The sequence below is a fragment of the Providencia sp. Me31A genome (assembly GCF_050487165.1).
In the GTDB taxonomy this organism is placed as follows: domain Bacteria; phylum Pseudomonadota; class Gammaproteobacteria; order Enterobacterales; family Enterobacteriaceae; genus Providencia.
On the sequence record NZ_JBKQGZ010000003.1, the window covers coordinates 140,654 to 156,354 of the forward strand.

Below are 15,701 nucleotides of genomic sequence, written 5' to 3' on the forward strand. Positions count from 1 at the left end.
TTTCGTGCTTTCAAGTTATTCCCTGCTATAGATTTATAGCCTGTATTATATACAATAGTCACAAATTACAGCCAATAACATATAAAAACAGCGAATATATAATGAATAATAATGAAATTTTATTTTACCAACAAGAACGCCATTTTTGGTCTGCCATTTGCCTAGATACAGTTTATATCGACAGTCACACTGTTGCTTATTTCTCTGAATTACCATTGCCCATTTTTAATTTTATCTATTTACACCAAGGCGCTAGTATTACGAGTTTTGAGAAGGCAGAACGCTTATTTAAGCAACAAGCTAAACCTTATGTCCTCGTTGTTCATGAGCGAGTACTTCACCAATTTGAGTCCGAAATAACCCGACGTGGTCTCATTGTTGATGGTGAGTCTACGGCAATGGTGTTACCCCAAAAAGCACTTTCTCAATATAGTACCGCGCCACAACTTGAAACTAACTACCAAATTAAACTCTGTAATGAACAATTGTCTGATTGGGCGCAGCCATTAGTCACCGCTTTTCCTGTTGATGCAGATGAAGAGGAAGAAAACTCATCTGTCATTGATGAGTATATTCGTTTTCATCAAAGAGCGCTCGATAAGCAAACGTGCATGATGCACTTTGTCTTATATGCTGAACAACAGCCAGTTTCAATATTAACATTAACGTTAGATAACAAAACTGCACGTCTCGATGACATTGGTACCGATATTCAATTTCAAGGAAAAGGCTTTGCCACCCTATTGATTAAACATGCTCTTTATATTTGCAATCAACATGGTGTTGAACAATGTGTGTTAGAAGCATCCAGTGATGGCTTATCTATTTACCAAAAACTTGGCTTTGAGGCTATTTTTAACTACCACAGTTTTATTGCTGAATAATGGCGTAATCGTACTACGAGTTCCCTTCTATCCTACTTTTACACCACTTCTAATCGGAATACAGTTACGTAGACTAAATACAATATTTCATTCCAAACTCTGGTTTCTATATGCTTTATGTGAATTATATCCAGACATCCTCAAAATAAGGTATCAAAATACCTTATTTTCGGTTGAAAATGATTAGCTATGTTAAAACTATCTTCAATGAGCTATTTTCAAATAAGTTTGCTTTGCCTTTGTTCAGCTCTCCATCCATCACTAAAACGGAAATTTGCTCACAACTGGCAATGGTATACCTTGCGACACCGGGTAGCTTATCTACTGTTACCCCCATAATCACTTGATTACTGCGTTCTATCAAAGCCTTTTTAAACTCAGCCTCTTCATAATCAAAAATAGTTACCCCCATTTGTGGGTCTAATGCACAACCACCAATAAAGCATTGGTCAAAATGGATGCGATTAACCTGTTGAACCGCTGATGTATCAATGCTCGCACCGATTTCACGGTTTAATTTCCCCCCTACTAAAATCACTTCACATAAGGGTTTTTTCATTAATTCAAGCGCAATAACGGGCGAATTAGTGACAACCGTAAGTGAAAGCTGTACTGGCAGGTTTTTTGCAATTTCCAGATTGGTTGAACCAGAGTCAATAAAAATACATCCTTCTGATTTAATTAATAAACTACAGGCTCGCGCAATTTTAATTTTTTCAGCTTGATTCTGCTCCATCCTTTGCTCGAATGTGCCTGTTTCTACTAACATACTCACCGCACCACCATGCACCCTTCGGCAAACCCCTTCTTGAGTTAATTCATTTAAGTCCCTACGGATAGTATGTTCAGACACTTGCATTTCTTTGGCTAGAATAGTACACACCACACGCCCATTGTCCCGTAATAATTGACGAATTTTATTTTGTCTTTGCTCTGGAAAAGCGGCATAATCGAGCATGAATTACCTCTTTGTTGTTTTTAAAGCATCATAATCGAGCAAGTCAAGATGTCAAATACTATCTTATTCACCGATATGAGGATTGAACAATGAGCCACTCTCAACTACCTGATAGTTTTTTTCTACATGAACTGGCAAATATCGCGGGAAAAGTTTCATTGCAACATTACCGTACCAATGAACTTAGTGTCGTAGAGAATAAACCCAAAGCCAATTATCGCTTCGACCCTGTAACCCAAGCGGATAGGCTTGCCGAAAAATGCATGCGAGAACATATAGCCAAAGTGTATCCAAATCATTCAATCATGGGTGAAGAATATGGTATTACTGGTGATGGCTCTATCCAATGGGTGTTAGACCCAATAGATGGTACTCGTCCGTTTCTGTGTGGGTTACCGCTATGGGCTAATTTAATTGGTGTCACAGAGAATGGAAAATCTGTTATGGGAATGATGAGCCAACCTTATATCGGTGAGCGATTTTGGGCAGATCAACATGGTAGTTGGACAAGCAGTGCCCATGGGCAATATCGATTAACAACGCGGAAAAATATTCAACTAGCTCAAGCCATTTTACATACCACGTCCCCTGAACCAATTTCTTCTCGTCCTGATATTCATTTTATGGCATTAAATGAACAGGTTTTGATGACGCGCTACGGAGGGGAATGTTATGCAATGGCAATGCTCGCCGCAGGAAGGATTGATATTTGTGTTGAATTCGCACTGGAACCTTATGATATTATTCCATTAATCCCTATTATTGAGCAAGCAGGTGGCAAGGTCACCACACTTGATGGAAAACGAGCTGAAGGTGGTGGTGCTGTCGTCGCCTCTGGCTGCCCTATTCTTCATGAACACGTTCTGGCTATCCTAAATAACGGTTAGTCTAATTCATCCCTTTGAAAAGTATTATAAAATGCAATCTACTCAACAAGTAAACATCAATACTCACCCCATACCCGCTAAAAAAGAACAGGTATCCACGCGTATTATCTTTTTCATTGCAGGCTTTGTCACCGCAGCGTGGGCGGCGATAGTCCCTTATGTTAAGGTAAACACGGCCGCTAATGATGCAACGCTTGGTATGTTGTTACTCTGCTTTGGCGGCGGAGCCTTAATCGCCATGCCCGTCACTGGTGCATTAGCGGCAAAATATGGCTGCCGCCGCCTAATGGTAATCTCAACCATTGCATTTTGTTTACTATTTCCTATTTTATCTGTCTTATCACAAATCAATTTACTGGTTATCGGCTTGCTACTTTTTGGTATTTTCATTGGCTTAACCGATTGCGCCATGAATGTTCAAGCCGTGATTGTTGAAAAATCTTCAGATAGACCCATTATGTCTGGTTTTCATGGCTTTTACAGTGTTGGGGGAATAGCCGGAGCTGGCACTATGAGCTTAATTTTGCTTTTAGGTGTTTCTGCAACACTGGCATCCATTTTCATTTCTATCATCGCATTGGTTTTATTGATGGTTTGTTATAACGGTTTAATCCCCTATGCCAATGCGCCTACAGGGCCACTGATTGCCATCCCCAAAGGTATTGTCTTAGTCATTGGTGTCGTTTGCTTTGCCATATTTCTTGCTGAAGGTGCAGTACTCGACTGGGGGGCTGTATTTTTAATTGAGCACCATGGCTTAAAAGAAACGTTAGGTGGACTGGGATTTGCCGCTTTTGCAACGATGATGACAGTAGGCCGGCTTCTTGGTGATAAAATTGTCATGCGAGTTGGTTCTGCCAGAGTGGTTTTTTTAGGTGCTTTGCTAGCTTGTTTAGGATTTATTATCGCGGTGTTATCTCCTTACTTAGTGTTAGCAATCATTGGCTTTGCATTAGTTGGTGCAGGCTCGTCGAACATTGTCCCTGTGATGTTTTCCGCGGTTGGAAAACAAAAAACCATGCCAGAAGCCCTTGCAGTTCCAGCAATTTCCACATTAGGTTATTTAGGTATCCTTGCAGGGCCTGCGGTAATCGGTTTTGTTGCTTTTCAGTTATCTTTAGCTACTGCATTGCTGATTATTTCCGCATTATTAGCCGTCATTGCATTTGTGACTCGCTTCATTCGCGTATAACAAATTTTGACCATAAGGTGACTTACTCTGTCACCTTATGGTTTCTTAGTTAAAGCTCTACCGTACCGCTAATACAATTGACTACGTCACCGCCAATCCAAATGCCTTCTTCATCGGCTGTCACATACACTAGGCCATCGCGCAAAGTGCACTGACCTTGGCCAGCTATATACTGTCTAGGCAATTTACCTTGCGGGATCAACCATTGAGCAGCTCCTGCATTAAAACTGCCAGTGACGGGGTCTTCATCTGCAATTGAACAGCAAAACACCCTGACTTCGAGTTGTTTTTCGTAACCTTCTGGATAAATAGCACATAAACCAATGTTATAGCCATTTAGTTGTGAGTAATTTGGCTTAATACCTAATAACTTATCCACAGATTTAAGTTCAATACCTAACCAACCGGGGCCATTATCTAACCAACTACTATCAACAACATCATCACTCGTAACACCTAATGCCTTAAAAACGTTTAATTTTTCACTTTCTTCTATTTTACCGCTACGGATCAGAGGTGGCGCTTTAAATGCGAGTCGGTTATTCACTTTTTTTATGGTGACTAAACCTACACCACATTCTTGAATGGTTTTTTCTAATGACTGACCATACGTTTGCTGCCAAACAAAACAGCTCCCTAATGTTGGATGACCAGCGAAAGGGAGTTCCCCTTCTGTCGTGAAGATCCTTACTCGGTAGTTTGCATCAGGTATTGTTGGCTTCAATAAAAAAACGGTCTCACTTAAATTCGTCCATTTGGCAAACTTTGTCATTTGCTCTTCCGTTAAATTATCTGCGCCAATCACTACCGCTAGTGGGTTTCCATCGAGTTTTGTCGAAGAGAAAACGTTTACTTGCTCAAAGATATACTTCATTTCATACCCTGTTTTACTTTATATATCGTGTCTTTATTAGAATAATAGTGTCTGATTAATAACTTAACTGTATATTACCAAATAATAAATTAATCGTTATCATCCTATTTTTATACCATTTTTCATTAAGTTACACCAATTTAAAGGTAAACCATTCATGCAAGCTAAAAATAAAAAAACCATTATTATCGTAGGTGCTGGTTTTGTTGGTGTCACCCTTGCTTGGTACTTATCGCGCAGCAACCAAAATGACATAATTTTACTTGATAAGCACCATGCTGGACTCGGTGTGACACAGCACGCTTTTGCTTGGTTGAATGTTTCTTATGGCCGCCCCGATAGCTACAGTTTGTTTCGCCAACAAGCACTATTTCATTGGCGTGAGCTTGACCAATTAACCCGTGGCGCACTGAATATTAATTGGTCAGGTGCGATCAGTTGGCAAGATACCGACGAAGCGACCCAAGAGTTTATCGATAACCATCAAGATCACAATTTTAATATGCAAGGGCTTACATGTTCTGAATTACAAATCATGGAACCCAACCTACGTACCCTACCTAATATTGCGGCTTTTTGCCCAGACGAAGGGAGTGTTGACCCTATTCATGCAACGCAAACACTATTAAACCTTGCCATTGAGCAAGGGGTTAATTATCTACCTGAGCATGAGGTACTATCTTTCATTCGTAATGGGAAACACATCTTAGGCGTCAAAACTAACCACGGTCACTTTAGCGCTGATCAAACCATTATAACCGCAGGTGTGAATGTTACTGACCTTTTGGCTTCACTTGACATTGAGATCCCAGTATCCGCTTCCCCTTGCATTATTGTGCATCTAAATAAATTAGAAACTAAGCCAATGGTTGAGCACATTCTTTCAACGCCTGATATGGAACTTCGTCCTGCTTCAGACAATCATATACTTTGCGCAGAAGACTATATTAATGAACAACCTGAACATAGTGCTATTCACATCGCACAAAATGCCCTAACAACAATAAAAAACTCCTTTATAGATAATAATACGCTCAGTCTTGAAAAAACTTTCATAGGAATGAGACCTATGCCTAAAGATCAGATGCCAATTGTTGGAAATGTTGCTGATTTTGAAGGTTTATATATTATCAGTATGCACGCAGCTATTACATTGGCTCCTTTACTTTGCCATTTAGCACAAGATGAAATATTGCATGGCACAAAGCAAGCTGCGTTAGACCCATATCGATTAACTCGTTTTGCATCAGGTAACTGACAAATGAATATTCCGCTTTACTACTTAAGACATTATCAATCGATCGAAAAAACGTTTTGGACTTCGATTTGTGAACACAGCATTCAAATCGCACAACATACCATTTGCTATTTAACACCACTGAACTCGCCTGCATTTAACTTTATTTATTTACAGCCTGATTCCACCAGCCATGCTTTTATGCAAGCACATAATCTTTTCGTATCACAAAAGAAAAACCACACGTTGGTGGTTCCTGAAGAAATGCTGCCACAAGTGGTGCAAGAGGCAGAGGCCTTAAACTACAAACGTGACAGCGTCACAACCGCGATGGCATTAACCCTTGCAAAGCAAAAGAAAGTCACACTACCTGATAATCAAGTAGACATTGTGTTAGCTAACCATGACTTATCCTTATGGGCGACTCCGTTAGTTGCAGCGTTTTATTTATCGGAAGAACATGATCAAGTTATCAAAGAGTATGTTCGTTACCATGAAGACGCCTTGCAGCAAGGCGCACCACAGTTCCACTTTGTGTTATTAGTTGATGGTGCACCTGCCACGTCAATGACGGTCACCATTGAAGGAGGACTGGCTCGTTTCGATGATATCGGAACAGAGCCTAAACACCAAGGCAACGGGTACGCCTCACAATTAATTGATTACGCGTTGGCTTTTTGTCGACAGCAAGGTGTAGAGCATTGCTTTTTAGATGCATCTGAGGCTGGGTTTGACCTGTATAAAAAATTTGGCTTTGACCCCCTATTTCGTTATATCAATTATGTCTGGTGCAATTAGTATTTCTTGTATAATGAGCCATCGTTGGAGCCACTGATAGCCAAATGGTTCCAACAACAATGGCCTAATGAGGAAACAAAAATCGGCTACTTTTTATTTCCACACATTAGTTGTTAGAAGATAATACGCAATATTCACAATTATTTTTGCACAATGCATTGCTAATAACTTATTGCATCATTGTGGCTGGTAACACTACCCTCCACTAAACAGCCGAGAGCTGCCTACTTACCACAAATATACGTAATCCTTTATATGAAAATTAATATTATCGGTACCAGTGGCAGTGGTAAAAGTACCCTCTGTCGTCAACTGTCTTTATTGTTAAATGTGCCAGCTATTGAGCTCGATAACCTGTTTTGGTTAGCTAATTGGCAGCCCTCAACGGACGAAGAACTCACATTTAAACTCAGTCAAGCGCTTGAGCAAGCACCTTCTGGGTGGGTTCTTGATGGAAATTACACACGTACACAAGCCATTAAGTGGAAAAATGTCAACATGGTGGTCTGGCTCGACTATTCACTATCGCGCACACTTTATCAGTCGGTTACCAGAACGCTTTCACGTATCCGCTCCCAAGAAGAATTGTGGCCAAATACAGGGAATAGAGAGAATTGGAAAAAGGCATTTTTTAGCCGTGATTCCATTATATTATGGACGCTAAAAACTTATCATCAAAACAAGCAAAGAAACCTTAAGCACATGGCAAATTTGGACTTGCGCCATATTCATTTTATCCGACTAACTTCGCCAAAAGAAACGGCACTTTTTTTGGCGCAAATGAGGCGACAAATTCAGCCCGTATGAGATAATTCTTTATTTGTTATGCTATCGATAGCTATTGCAGCTACCGATAGCGTTCAATATCAGAAGCTAAAGTTCATCACAGGCCGTTTTTAACTGTGCTGTTTGCTGATATTTTTCAATACCCAGCTCAATTAAGCGGCTGATTAATTGCTGGTAGGTCATCCCACCTTGTTGCCACAGCTTTGGATACATACTGATGTTCGTAAAGCCCGGTAATGTATTTATTTCATTAATGATCACATCATTGGTTTCAGTCAAGAACACATCAACACGAGACATACCACTACAATTCAATGCTCGATATGCATCTAAAGCAACATAACGAATTTTATCACTGATCGCTTCATCTAATTGTGCCGGCGCAACAACAGAAGCCCCATTTTCATCAATATACTTAGTGTGATACGCATAGAAACTATCATGTAGAACAATCTCACCACATGGGCTAGCTAAGGGCTCATCATTACCTAATACCGCACATTCAATTTCACGCCCTTTGACTGCACTTTCGATTAATACTTTTGTATCAAATAAGAATGCAAAATCAATGGCTTCATCAAATTCAGACTGATTACTGACTTTACTGATCCCAACAGAAGAACCTTGATTTGCTGGCTTAATAAATAGCGGTAACCCTAATTCAGCAACAATCTCTTGATAGTTAACGGCTTTGCGTTGATTGCTTAATACAGTCACAAATGGCGCGATTTTTAAGCCTGCATCCCTAAGCAATCTTTTTGTCACGTCTTTATCCATACACGCTGAAGAACCTAATACCCCTGGACCGACAAACGGCAAATTTGCCATGCGTAAAAGACCTTGTAACGAGCCATCCTCCCCCAAGTTGCCATGAACAATGGGGAAAATGATATCGATTTGAGGAAGAGGTTTTGCATCTTCTAGGGAGATAAATTGTTCACTGGCTTTACCAGGGACAATTGCAACACTGCGTTTTGGCGTATTTAATGCAATACGAGATGGGTCATCACCATGCAATAAAAAATCACTTTCATTATATTCGTGCCATAGCCCCTCTTTATTAATCCCTAAAAGGCATACATCAAATTTATTGCGGTCTAACCCATTGATAATATTCTTAGCGGATTGCAGAGAAACTTCATGCTCTGTTGATTTACCACCAAAGATCACACCTACCCGTATTTTGCTCATTACCTACTCCAACATAAGACATCAAACCTAGCAGAGAAATATAGCACGCGAAGAAATAGTTATGTCATAAATTCTTTGCATTACAGTAAGGTTCGATGAATTAATGACCAAAACATCTTTTTTTGTTAGCGATTCATATTAGTTTATCATTGCACTAGTACTGATATTAACTTGGCTAACTAACTAATTATCAACTCATAATGGGGCATTTCATTGATTATGCTGGGGGATCTTTACTGTTTTTCAGTGTGAACTAGTTTCTTGTTGCCTTTCATAATACTCATTGACCATAACTGCTAACTCAATAACATCATTAGGTATATTGAGTTGGCTAAGTTGTTCAAATGGCACCCACTGGAACTCCTTAAAAGGAACGTCCATAGGTATGAGTAATTCACAAAGATAAATCATATCTATATGCCAATGGTCTCCCTTTTGTTTATCTGCGATAAATTCTTTAAGAATAGCCATTGGCACGGGTAACGATTGTGTATGAGCAGAATCCATTATTTGAGATTTAAAGGGATAACCACAACTTAAGACTTTGCATATTAAACCAGTTTCTTCTAATACTTCTCGAATAACGGCCTCCTGAGGCTCTTCATTTGGGTCTATATGCCCACCAGGAGGCAACCAAAAACCAAGTTTGCGGTGCTTATGTAACAAAAACTCACCTTTTTCATTTCGGATCATCGCAGTCGCAGTGAAATGCTTGATATCGTTGTTCATAAAAATATAGCTCTTTCATTCATAATGTTTAACAGCGCAATGGTTTCTGATCATATGGCTTAGCTCAGCAATTATGACCTGAACGTTGTCATCAACACCGACTAGGATTGACTTATTTTTATCCGATAGCAACGACAACGCCATAAAATGGCACAATAGTACTAAAAAAATAGCTGACACATAGGCCAGCTATTATGATAACACCTTAATTTTTATGCTGTTAATGCTAGTTTTGCACCAAACATTAAGAAAACAGCGCCAATACAACTATTGGAAAATTTAGAGAGTTTTTTGTTATGCTTGACCATATTAGTCACAGCTACGGCACCAAAAATTAACATAGACAAGTAAATCATACTACTCGCTTCTAAAATTACGCCAAGAATAAAAAATGGTACCCCCGCACTTGGGTAAACAGGGTCAATAAACTGGATAAAAAATGAGACATAAAAAATAATCATTTTGGGATTGAGTAAGCTTAAAAAGACCGCTTTTCTGTATGTACCTTTGGTCTTTATAATTATTGTATCAACATCACTCGCAGCCTCTTTTTTGTGTAAGACACTATAGAGCGTTTTTATTCCTAAATAAAATAAATAAGCTGCACCTGCATACTTAATTACACTAAAAAATATAGGCGATGTTTTAACTAAAGAGGCAACACCTAAAAATGATAAAAAAATCAGTATGGCGTCACCAGTAAAAACGCCTAGCGCAGCTTTATAACCATTTTTAACACCATATTTTGCACTACTAGTTAAAACAAATAAAGAATTAGGGCCTGGTACCAAGGTAATAAAAATCACCCCGATGAGATAAGTCCATAAGTTTGTAATACCGAAGTTTTCAAGCATAGTAAACCCGCTAACTCAATAAAAGTTATAACAAAAAATTCACATTAACTATCTATGGTTACTATGGTACAAGGCTTTTATTTATAATAAAAGATATCACTATAAAAAAGCCTTAACTATAGCCTTATAGACCATAAAAATAACAAAGTACAGATGAATATAGATAACATAACTAATAAAAATGAAACATAACGCCACTTTGCAATGTTCATTTAGTTGCATGCTGAAAACATGTTTTTCAGTATATATTTATCCTTATTTTATAAAAAATATCAGAATTAAAAACCAAAATAGAGTGTTAATTGCTACTAGTGATTTGTTTGGTATTTCGCGATATAACATAAAAACCGATATGAGATAAAAATACGTTGTCGATAAATGCGAAGTCTTTTAGAAGTCTCCTTCTTAAAATACTTATTGCTAAAATTTAACGGGTAATAACAACCAAATAATCAATACGATTTTCGCCACTGTTATTTTATTCGTTAGACTGCGCTTTGAAGTCCATACGTCAACTCAATAGTTTTTTTTGAATATTTAGGGATATTATGGAAAGTGCTACTAATTTTCATTTACAAGATTTCAGTAATCTTGAAATGTTCAGCAGGTCATCTCTGTGGTTCTAACTCTTTAAGATAAATCATATTTTTATAATTAATAACTTATTCAATAGGTATATATCAACATGTATTCTCAACAACACCAATCATGGCAAAAAGCGATGGTCAATGGTGCCGTTCATACTGCACCACTTAACCTTGCCGTTATTCCTTGGGGAATTTTAGCTGGCTCTATGGCTATCGAAACTGGACTCGACTTTTGGCAAAGTGTCGCCATGTCCGCCATGGTATTCGCAGGAGCTGGGCAGCTTGTAACTTTAGGGCTACTAAACTCAGGGGCGGGCTATATCACGATCGTCATTTCAGTTTTCTTCATTACGTCACAACACTTATTGTATGGGTTAACTATGCGCCCACACGTGAAAGACTTTACGACACCACAGCGGCTAAGTATTGGTTTTTTATTAACTGATGAACTCTTTGCCATTAGTGCCGCAAAACGCCAACCGCTAAGTTTTCCCTATTTGTTCGGTGCTGGATTTAGTTTCTACCTTGTTTGGTTGATAACGAGCCTTTGCGGTATTGCTATGGCTAATATTGTAGGCGACTTAAGCCGCTTACACCTTGATTTTTCAGTTGTTGCAACATTACTCGCCATTGTCGTTCCGTTAACAAAAAAAATAAGCACACTTTGCGGTGTGATTTTTTCATTAGTCGCCGCAATCACCCTGTCTATGTATTCCATTAGCAGCGCTATCGTCATTGCAGGAGTCGGTGGGATGTTTGTCTCAGTAGGCGTTTCTCGCTTATTAAAGGAGGAAAAATGATCTGGTTTTTGATTATTTCACTCACGGCTATCGTTTTTACTTTACGGTATATTTTCTTGATACCACAATTACCCATCCGATTACCTCTTGTTGTTCGACAAGCTCTCAGTTATTCAGCTCCCTGCTTATTAACGGCCATCTGTGCGCCTGTCATATTATTAGAAAATCATGAACTTAGAAGTTTCCCTGATAACCCATATTTATGGGGAGCACTTTTTTGCGTCGTTATCGCATCCATTCTCAAAAATATGTTATTGACCGTTGGCCTTACTCTAATTTTCTTTTATTCCTTGATTTATTTCATGGGTTAAATGCCCCATACCAGATAAAACAACCCGACGACTTCTTGTTTTATCTGGTATTTCCCTCATAATGTCGCACTTCACCTTCATAGGTTTCATTTCAGTATTATCTTGTCAACTTCGTCACGATAATCATTGGTGCTGGCTATGCCACCGCTCTAATTAATTTTGTAGATAATGGATAACACACAATTATGCTAAATAATTATGTTTTACGTAGTGTTCGCTATATGTTGGATTTGAGCGACGCTCAAATGGTTAAAATCGTAAAACTGGCTGATTTAACAGTGACAAAAGAAGAGATGACTTGTTGGTTAAAAAAAGATAGTGAACCTGAATATGTAGAATGTAACGATAATGTTATGGGTCATTTCTTGAATGGTTTAATCTATCATCGCCGTGGTAAAGATGAAAACCACCCTGCGCCTGAAGTTGAAAACCGACTCAATAATAATATTATCCTTAAAAAATTACGTGTTGCATTTGAGCTCAAAGATACGGATATGATTGATATTTACCAACTGGCTGACTTTCGTGTTTCAAAGCCCGAACTCAATGCTATATTCCGTAAACCTGGGCACAAAAATTACCGTGAATGCGGCGACCAACTACTGCGCTATTTCCTAAAGGGCCTGACCACGCGTATTCGTGGTGATAAATAACTCTTAATTTTGAGTGTTTGTTAGCCTTTCATTTTACACCTGGCCGACAATTGTCTATAATGAAAAGGACAATTGTCAGGAGGTGTCAAATGAGAAACTATATCCCCATCCCCGCAGTCCCTGTCCAACCTACTACGCCACCATTTAAGCCTTTATGGCGTTTTGCAGGGCTCCCCGCAGAACGTGGTATCGAACTTACTCATTTTTTGCGTCAAGGGCTCTCTGTCACTGTTTTAGATAACATTCAAGAATGGTCAGGGCTAAGTAAATCAGAATTACTCAGAATTTCAGGTATTAATGAACGTAATGTCGCAAGACGCAAAAATGCAGGGCAACCCCTTAATGCCGACGAAAGCGAAAAAATTGCACGATTAGTCCGTGTTTTTGATGCGGCAGTGCGCTTATTTAATGGCAATAAATCAATGGCAAGTGACTGGTTGAATCACCCAGTTAAAGGCCTTGGGCATATCCGTCCAATTGATTTAATTGCTACTGAAAGTGGTGCTTTAGAAGTTATTGACTTAATCGGGCGAATTGAACATGGTGTTTTCTCATGATGTTATATCGGCTGATTAAATCTGATTTTGCTCATGATGCATGGTCAGGGCAAGGCGCTAGATTATATGGTGGACGTTGGAACCATAAAGGGACACCTGCCATATATACATCCACTAGTATTTCATTGGCGGCATTAGAAATTCTCGTACATGTAAATCAAGATACTTTGCTCAATAATTTCACCCTACTTTCTATCGATATCAATGATAGGTATGTGATGAAATTATCCGTTGAGCATCTACCCCGTGATTGGCAGCGCGATCCCGCTCCAACCTCAACCATGGATATCGGAACAGCGTGGTTAAATAATCAAGATAGTTTGGCGTTAATCATTCCCTCATGCATTATTCCTTACGAATACAATGCCATCATTAACCCATTACACCCGCAATTTCAAAAAACACTAAATACCGTTAAACCTCTCGACTTTCATTTTGACCCACGATTTAATCGGTGATCTCTCATCTAAATATTCTGTCGTAAAAAACTTAAAAATACGTCTAATTTCGGTGATAATGTACTACGACTAGCATAAACGGCACGAAGCTCAATCGGTGCAGGCTCTACATCATCAAATTCAATTAACTCAAGCTTTCCTTGTTGTATTTGCTCATAGCAAGCCTCTAGAGATAAAATCGCATACCCAACACCATTTATGGCAGCAGCATGAGCAAGCATTCCGCTATTGACTCGATACGTACTATTTATCACCACTTTTTGTTGCTTACCCTTTGAGTCGATAAATATCCAAGGTTGCCCCTGTAGTGCGCTCAAACTGGAAATACAGGGTAAATTAGATAAGTCATTTATTTTGATGGGTTTCCCTACTTTTTCAATAAGTTCTGGTGATGCAACAACCGCACTTTTCCATGATTTGATTAATCGCGAGTGATAACTGCTATCGTTGAGGTGACCACGGTGAAAAGTAAGTAACAAATCGATATCATTAGCAATGATATCTTGAGGCATTAATTGAGTATCACAATGAATGCTCAGCTGCGGGTGAAGTAAGGCAAATTTAGCCAATAAGTCTGCTAGTAATAAGCTACCTGATTCACTTGGAATTGTCAGGCGTAAAGTCCCTGTAAGTGCTTGAGGAAAGCACAGTTGTTGGACGAGTTGCTCCAGCTCTGTAACCCATTTTTGGCTTTGCTCAAATAAAATATTCCCCGCCTCAGTTAAACGCATTTGTCGCGTTGTTCGTTCAATTAATTGGCTGTTGAGTTGCTGCTCTAACTGTTTGATATAACGGCTAACATTAGATGTGGGTATGGAAAGTTGTTTAGCTGCCTTCACAAAATTCCCTTGTGTCGCCACAGCAATAAAAATTTTTAATAAATTCAGGTCAACTGGCATATGTCCTCAACGCTCATCATCTGTTGACCTGCACTAATATCATTAGCAGTAACCAAAATCCATTATTTTTTGATAGCGTTCAGTCAATAACGACTCTATATCTAATTGAGTTAATTCAGTTAAATCTTTTAATATTTGTTGTTTTAATTGCTGAGCGGCTAACTGATAATCACGATGTGCACCACCTAACGGTTCAGGAATAATCGTATCGATAATGCCTAACTCTTTTAACCTAGATGCCGTCATTCCCATTACTTCTGCCGCTATTTGAGCTTTTTGAGAATCCTTCCACAAAATAGATGCACAACCTTCTGGTGATATTGCAGCGTAAGTGCTGTATTCCAGCATATTTATTCTGTCACCAACACCAATGCCTAAAGCCCCGCCAGAACAACCTTCTCCAGTAATAACACAAATAATTGGCGTTTTTAATCGGGACATTTCCATGATGTTGCGTGCAATGGCCTCGGCTTGTCCCCGTTCTTCCGCACCTACGCCAGGGTATGCCCCCGCAGAATCAATAAAAATGATAACCGGTAAACCAAAACGCTCAGCCATTTTCATTAAACGCAGTGCTTTGCGATATCCTTCAGGCGATGGCATACCAAAATTACGCATCACCTTTTCTTTGGTCGTTCGTCCTTTTTGCTGCCCAAGAACCATCACCGGCCGACCATCTAATCGAGCCAGTCCCCCCACCAGCGCTTTATCATCAGCAAATGCACGATCACCTGCTAACTCTTGAAACTCTGTAAAAATTAAAGGAATATAATCAAGGGGATAAGGCCTTAATGGATGCCTTGCTAACTGAACAATTTCCCATGCCCCCAGAGAGAAAAAAATAGTTTTCGTTAAGGAGAGGCTCTTTCTTTCGAGTAATTTAATTTCTTCTTCGAGTTTTATTTCAGAAGGGTGTCCGCTTTGTTTAAAAGACACCAATGCGGCGATTTTTTCATTCAGCTCAACAATCGGTTTTTCAAATGCAAGAAAATGGGTAATCATAAGTTTCCTAAAATCGTGACTGCAATTCTAGGAGTGTAATAAGT

The 15,701-nt window shown here is 39.1% G+C and carries 18 protein-coding genes; 11 read left to right on the forward strand and 7 right to left on the reverse strand.

Annotated features, from left to right (window positions below):
* Positions 1–101 precede the first annotated feature (101 nt).
* Complete coding sequence (locus ACLPIE_RS03430; RefSeq protein WP_430259672.1) at positions 102–884, forward strand: GNAT family N-acetyltransferase; 783 nt, start codon at positions 102–104, stop codon at positions 882–884.
* A gap of 187 nt (positions 885–1,071) precedes the next feature.
* On the opposite strand, the gene ACLPIE_RS03435 is transcribed toward ACLPIE_RS03430, so the two are convergent.
* Positions 1,072–1,842 (reverse strand): DeoR/GlpR family DNA-binding transcription regulator, encoded by a 771-nt coding sequence (locus ACLPIE_RS03435; RefSeq protein WP_430259674.1) that lies wholly within the window; start codon positions 1,840–1,842, stop codon positions 1,072–1,074.
* Positions 1,843–1,931: 89 nt separating this feature from the next.
* On the opposite strand from ACLPIE_RS03435, the gene ACLPIE_RS03440 reads away from it, so the two are divergent.
* Entirely contained in the window at positions 1,932–2,729 is a 798-nt protein-coding gene (locus tag ACLPIE_RS03440) for an inositol monophosphatase family protein (RefSeq protein ID WP_430259676.1), read from the forward strand.
* Between the two features lie 31 nt (positions 2,730–2,760).
* Entirely contained in the window at positions 2,761–3,921 is a 1,161-nt protein-coding gene (locus ACLPIE_RS03445) for an MFS transporter (RefSeq protein WP_430259678.1), read from the forward strand.
* Between the two features lie 49 nt (positions 3,922–3,970).
* Here ACLPIE_RS03445 and ACLPIE_RS03450 read toward each other — a convergent pair whose 3' ends face one another.
* Positions 3,971–4,795, reverse strand: a complete 825-nt coding sequence (locus tag ACLPIE_RS03450; RefSeq protein ID WP_430259680.1) for a PhzF family phenazine biosynthesis protein — start codon at positions 4,793–4,795, stop codon at positions 3,971–3,973.
* A 157-nt stretch (positions 4,796–4,952) separates the two neighbouring features.
* Here ACLPIE_RS03450 and ACLPIE_RS03455 point away from each other — a divergent pair, with 157 nt between their 5' ends.
* From ACLPIE_RS03455 to ACLPIE_RS03465, 3 genes are all read left to right on the forward strand, one after another.
* Positions 4,953–6,053: an NAD(P)/FAD-dependent oxidoreductase gene (locus tag ACLPIE_RS03455; RefSeq protein ID WP_430259682.1), complete on the forward strand. Its 1,101-nt coding sequence runs from the start codon at positions 4,953–4,955 to the stop codon at positions 6,051–6,053.
* 3 nt (positions 6,054–6,056) lie between these two features.
* A complete protein-coding gene (locus tag ACLPIE_RS03460) occupies positions 6,057–6,830 on the forward strand; it encodes a GNAT family N-acetyltransferase (protein WP_430259684.1) in 774 nt (257 codons plus the stop codon).
* Positions 6,831–7,085: 255 nt separating this feature from the next.
* Positions 7,086–7,637, forward strand: coding sequence for an AAA family ATPase (locus ACLPIE_RS03465; RefSeq protein WP_430259686.1), 552 nt, complete (start codon positions 7,086–7,088; stop codon positions 7,635–7,637).
* A 66-nt stretch (positions 7,638–7,703) separates the two neighbouring features.
* Here the strand turns inward: ACLPIE_RS03465 and ddlA are convergent, their stop codons facing one another.
* The 3 genes from ddlA to leuE all read right to left on the reverse strand — a co-directional run bounded on the left by ddlA (position 7,704) and on the right by leuE (position 10,390).
* The gene (gene ddlA, locus ACLPIE_RS03470; RefSeq protein ID WP_430259688.1) at positions 7,704–8,807 is read right to left on the reverse strand and encodes a D-alanine--D-alanine ligase; all 1,104 of its coding nucleotides are present in this window, start codon (positions 8,805–8,807) and stop codon (positions 7,704–7,706) included.
* A 243-nt stretch (positions 8,808–9,050) separates the two neighbouring features.
* Entirely contained in the window at positions 9,051–9,536 is a 486-nt protein-coding gene (locus ACLPIE_RS03475) for an NUDIX hydrolase (RefSeq protein WP_430259690.1), read from the reverse strand.
* A 212-nt stretch (positions 9,537–9,748) separates the two neighbouring features.
* Positions 9,749–10,390, reverse strand: coding sequence for a leucine efflux protein LeuE (gene leuE / locus ACLPIE_RS03480; protein WP_430259692.1), 642 nt, complete (start codon positions 10,388–10,390; stop codon positions 9,749–9,751).
* Positions 10,391–11,075: 685 nt separating this feature from the next.
* Between leuE and ACLPIE_RS03485 the strand changes: the two genes are divergently transcribed.
* From ACLPIE_RS03485 to ACLPIE_RS03505, 5 genes are all read left to right on the forward strand, one after another.
* Positions 11,076–11,777 carry an AzlC family ABC transporter permease gene (locus ACLPIE_RS03485; RefSeq protein WP_430259694.1) on the forward strand — a complete coding sequence of 234 codons (702 nt, stop codon included), beginning with the start codon at positions 11,076–11,078 and terminating at the stop codon, positions 11,775–11,777.
* Positions 11,774–12,088 (forward strand): AzlD domain-containing protein, encoded by a 315-nt coding sequence (locus tag ACLPIE_RS03490; protein WP_430259696.1) that lies wholly within the window; start codon positions 11,774–11,776, stop codon positions 12,086–12,088. The genes ACLPIE_RS03485 and ACLPIE_RS03490 overlap by 4 nt, the downstream gene beginning before the upstream one ends.
* Before the next feature lie 185 nt (positions 12,089–12,273).
* Positions 12,274–12,741 carry a YehS family protein gene (locus ACLPIE_RS03495; protein WP_430259698.1) on the forward strand — a complete coding sequence of 156 codons (468 nt, stop codon included), beginning with the start codon at positions 12,274–12,276 and terminating at the stop codon, positions 12,739–12,741.
* Positions 12,742–12,830: 89 nt separating this feature from the next.
* A complete protein-coding gene (gene parS / locus ACLPIE_RS03500) occupies positions 12,831–13,298 on the forward strand; it encodes a type II RES/Xre toxin-antitoxin system antitoxin (protein ID WP_430259700.1) in 468 nt (155 codons plus the stop codon).
* On the forward strand, positions 13,295–13,756 hold the full coding sequence (locus ACLPIE_RS03505; RefSeq protein ID WP_430259702.1) for an RES family NAD+ phosphorylase: 462 nt from the start codon (positions 13,295–13,297) through the stop codon (positions 13,754–13,756). Before parS ends, ACLPIE_RS03505 begins: the two co-directional genes overlap by 4 nt.
* Before the next feature lie 8 nt (positions 13,757–13,764).
* On the opposite strand, the gene ACLPIE_RS03510 is transcribed toward ACLPIE_RS03505, so the two are convergent.
* Together ACLPIE_RS03510 and accA are read right to left on the reverse strand one after the other, a co-directional pair.
* Positions 13,765–14,655 carry a LysR family transcriptional regulator gene (locus ACLPIE_RS03510; protein ID WP_430259704.1) on the reverse strand — a complete coding sequence of 297 codons (891 nt, stop codon included), beginning with the start codon at positions 14,653–14,655 and terminating at the stop codon, positions 13,765–13,767.
* A 42-nt stretch (positions 14,656–14,697) separates the two neighbouring features.
* A complete protein-coding gene (gene accA / locus ACLPIE_RS03515; protein ID WP_430259706.1) occupies positions 14,698–15,657 on the reverse strand; it encodes an acetyl-CoA carboxylase carboxyl transferase subunit alpha in 960 nt (319 codons plus the stop codon).
* Positions 15,658–15,701 lie beyond the last annotated feature (44 nt).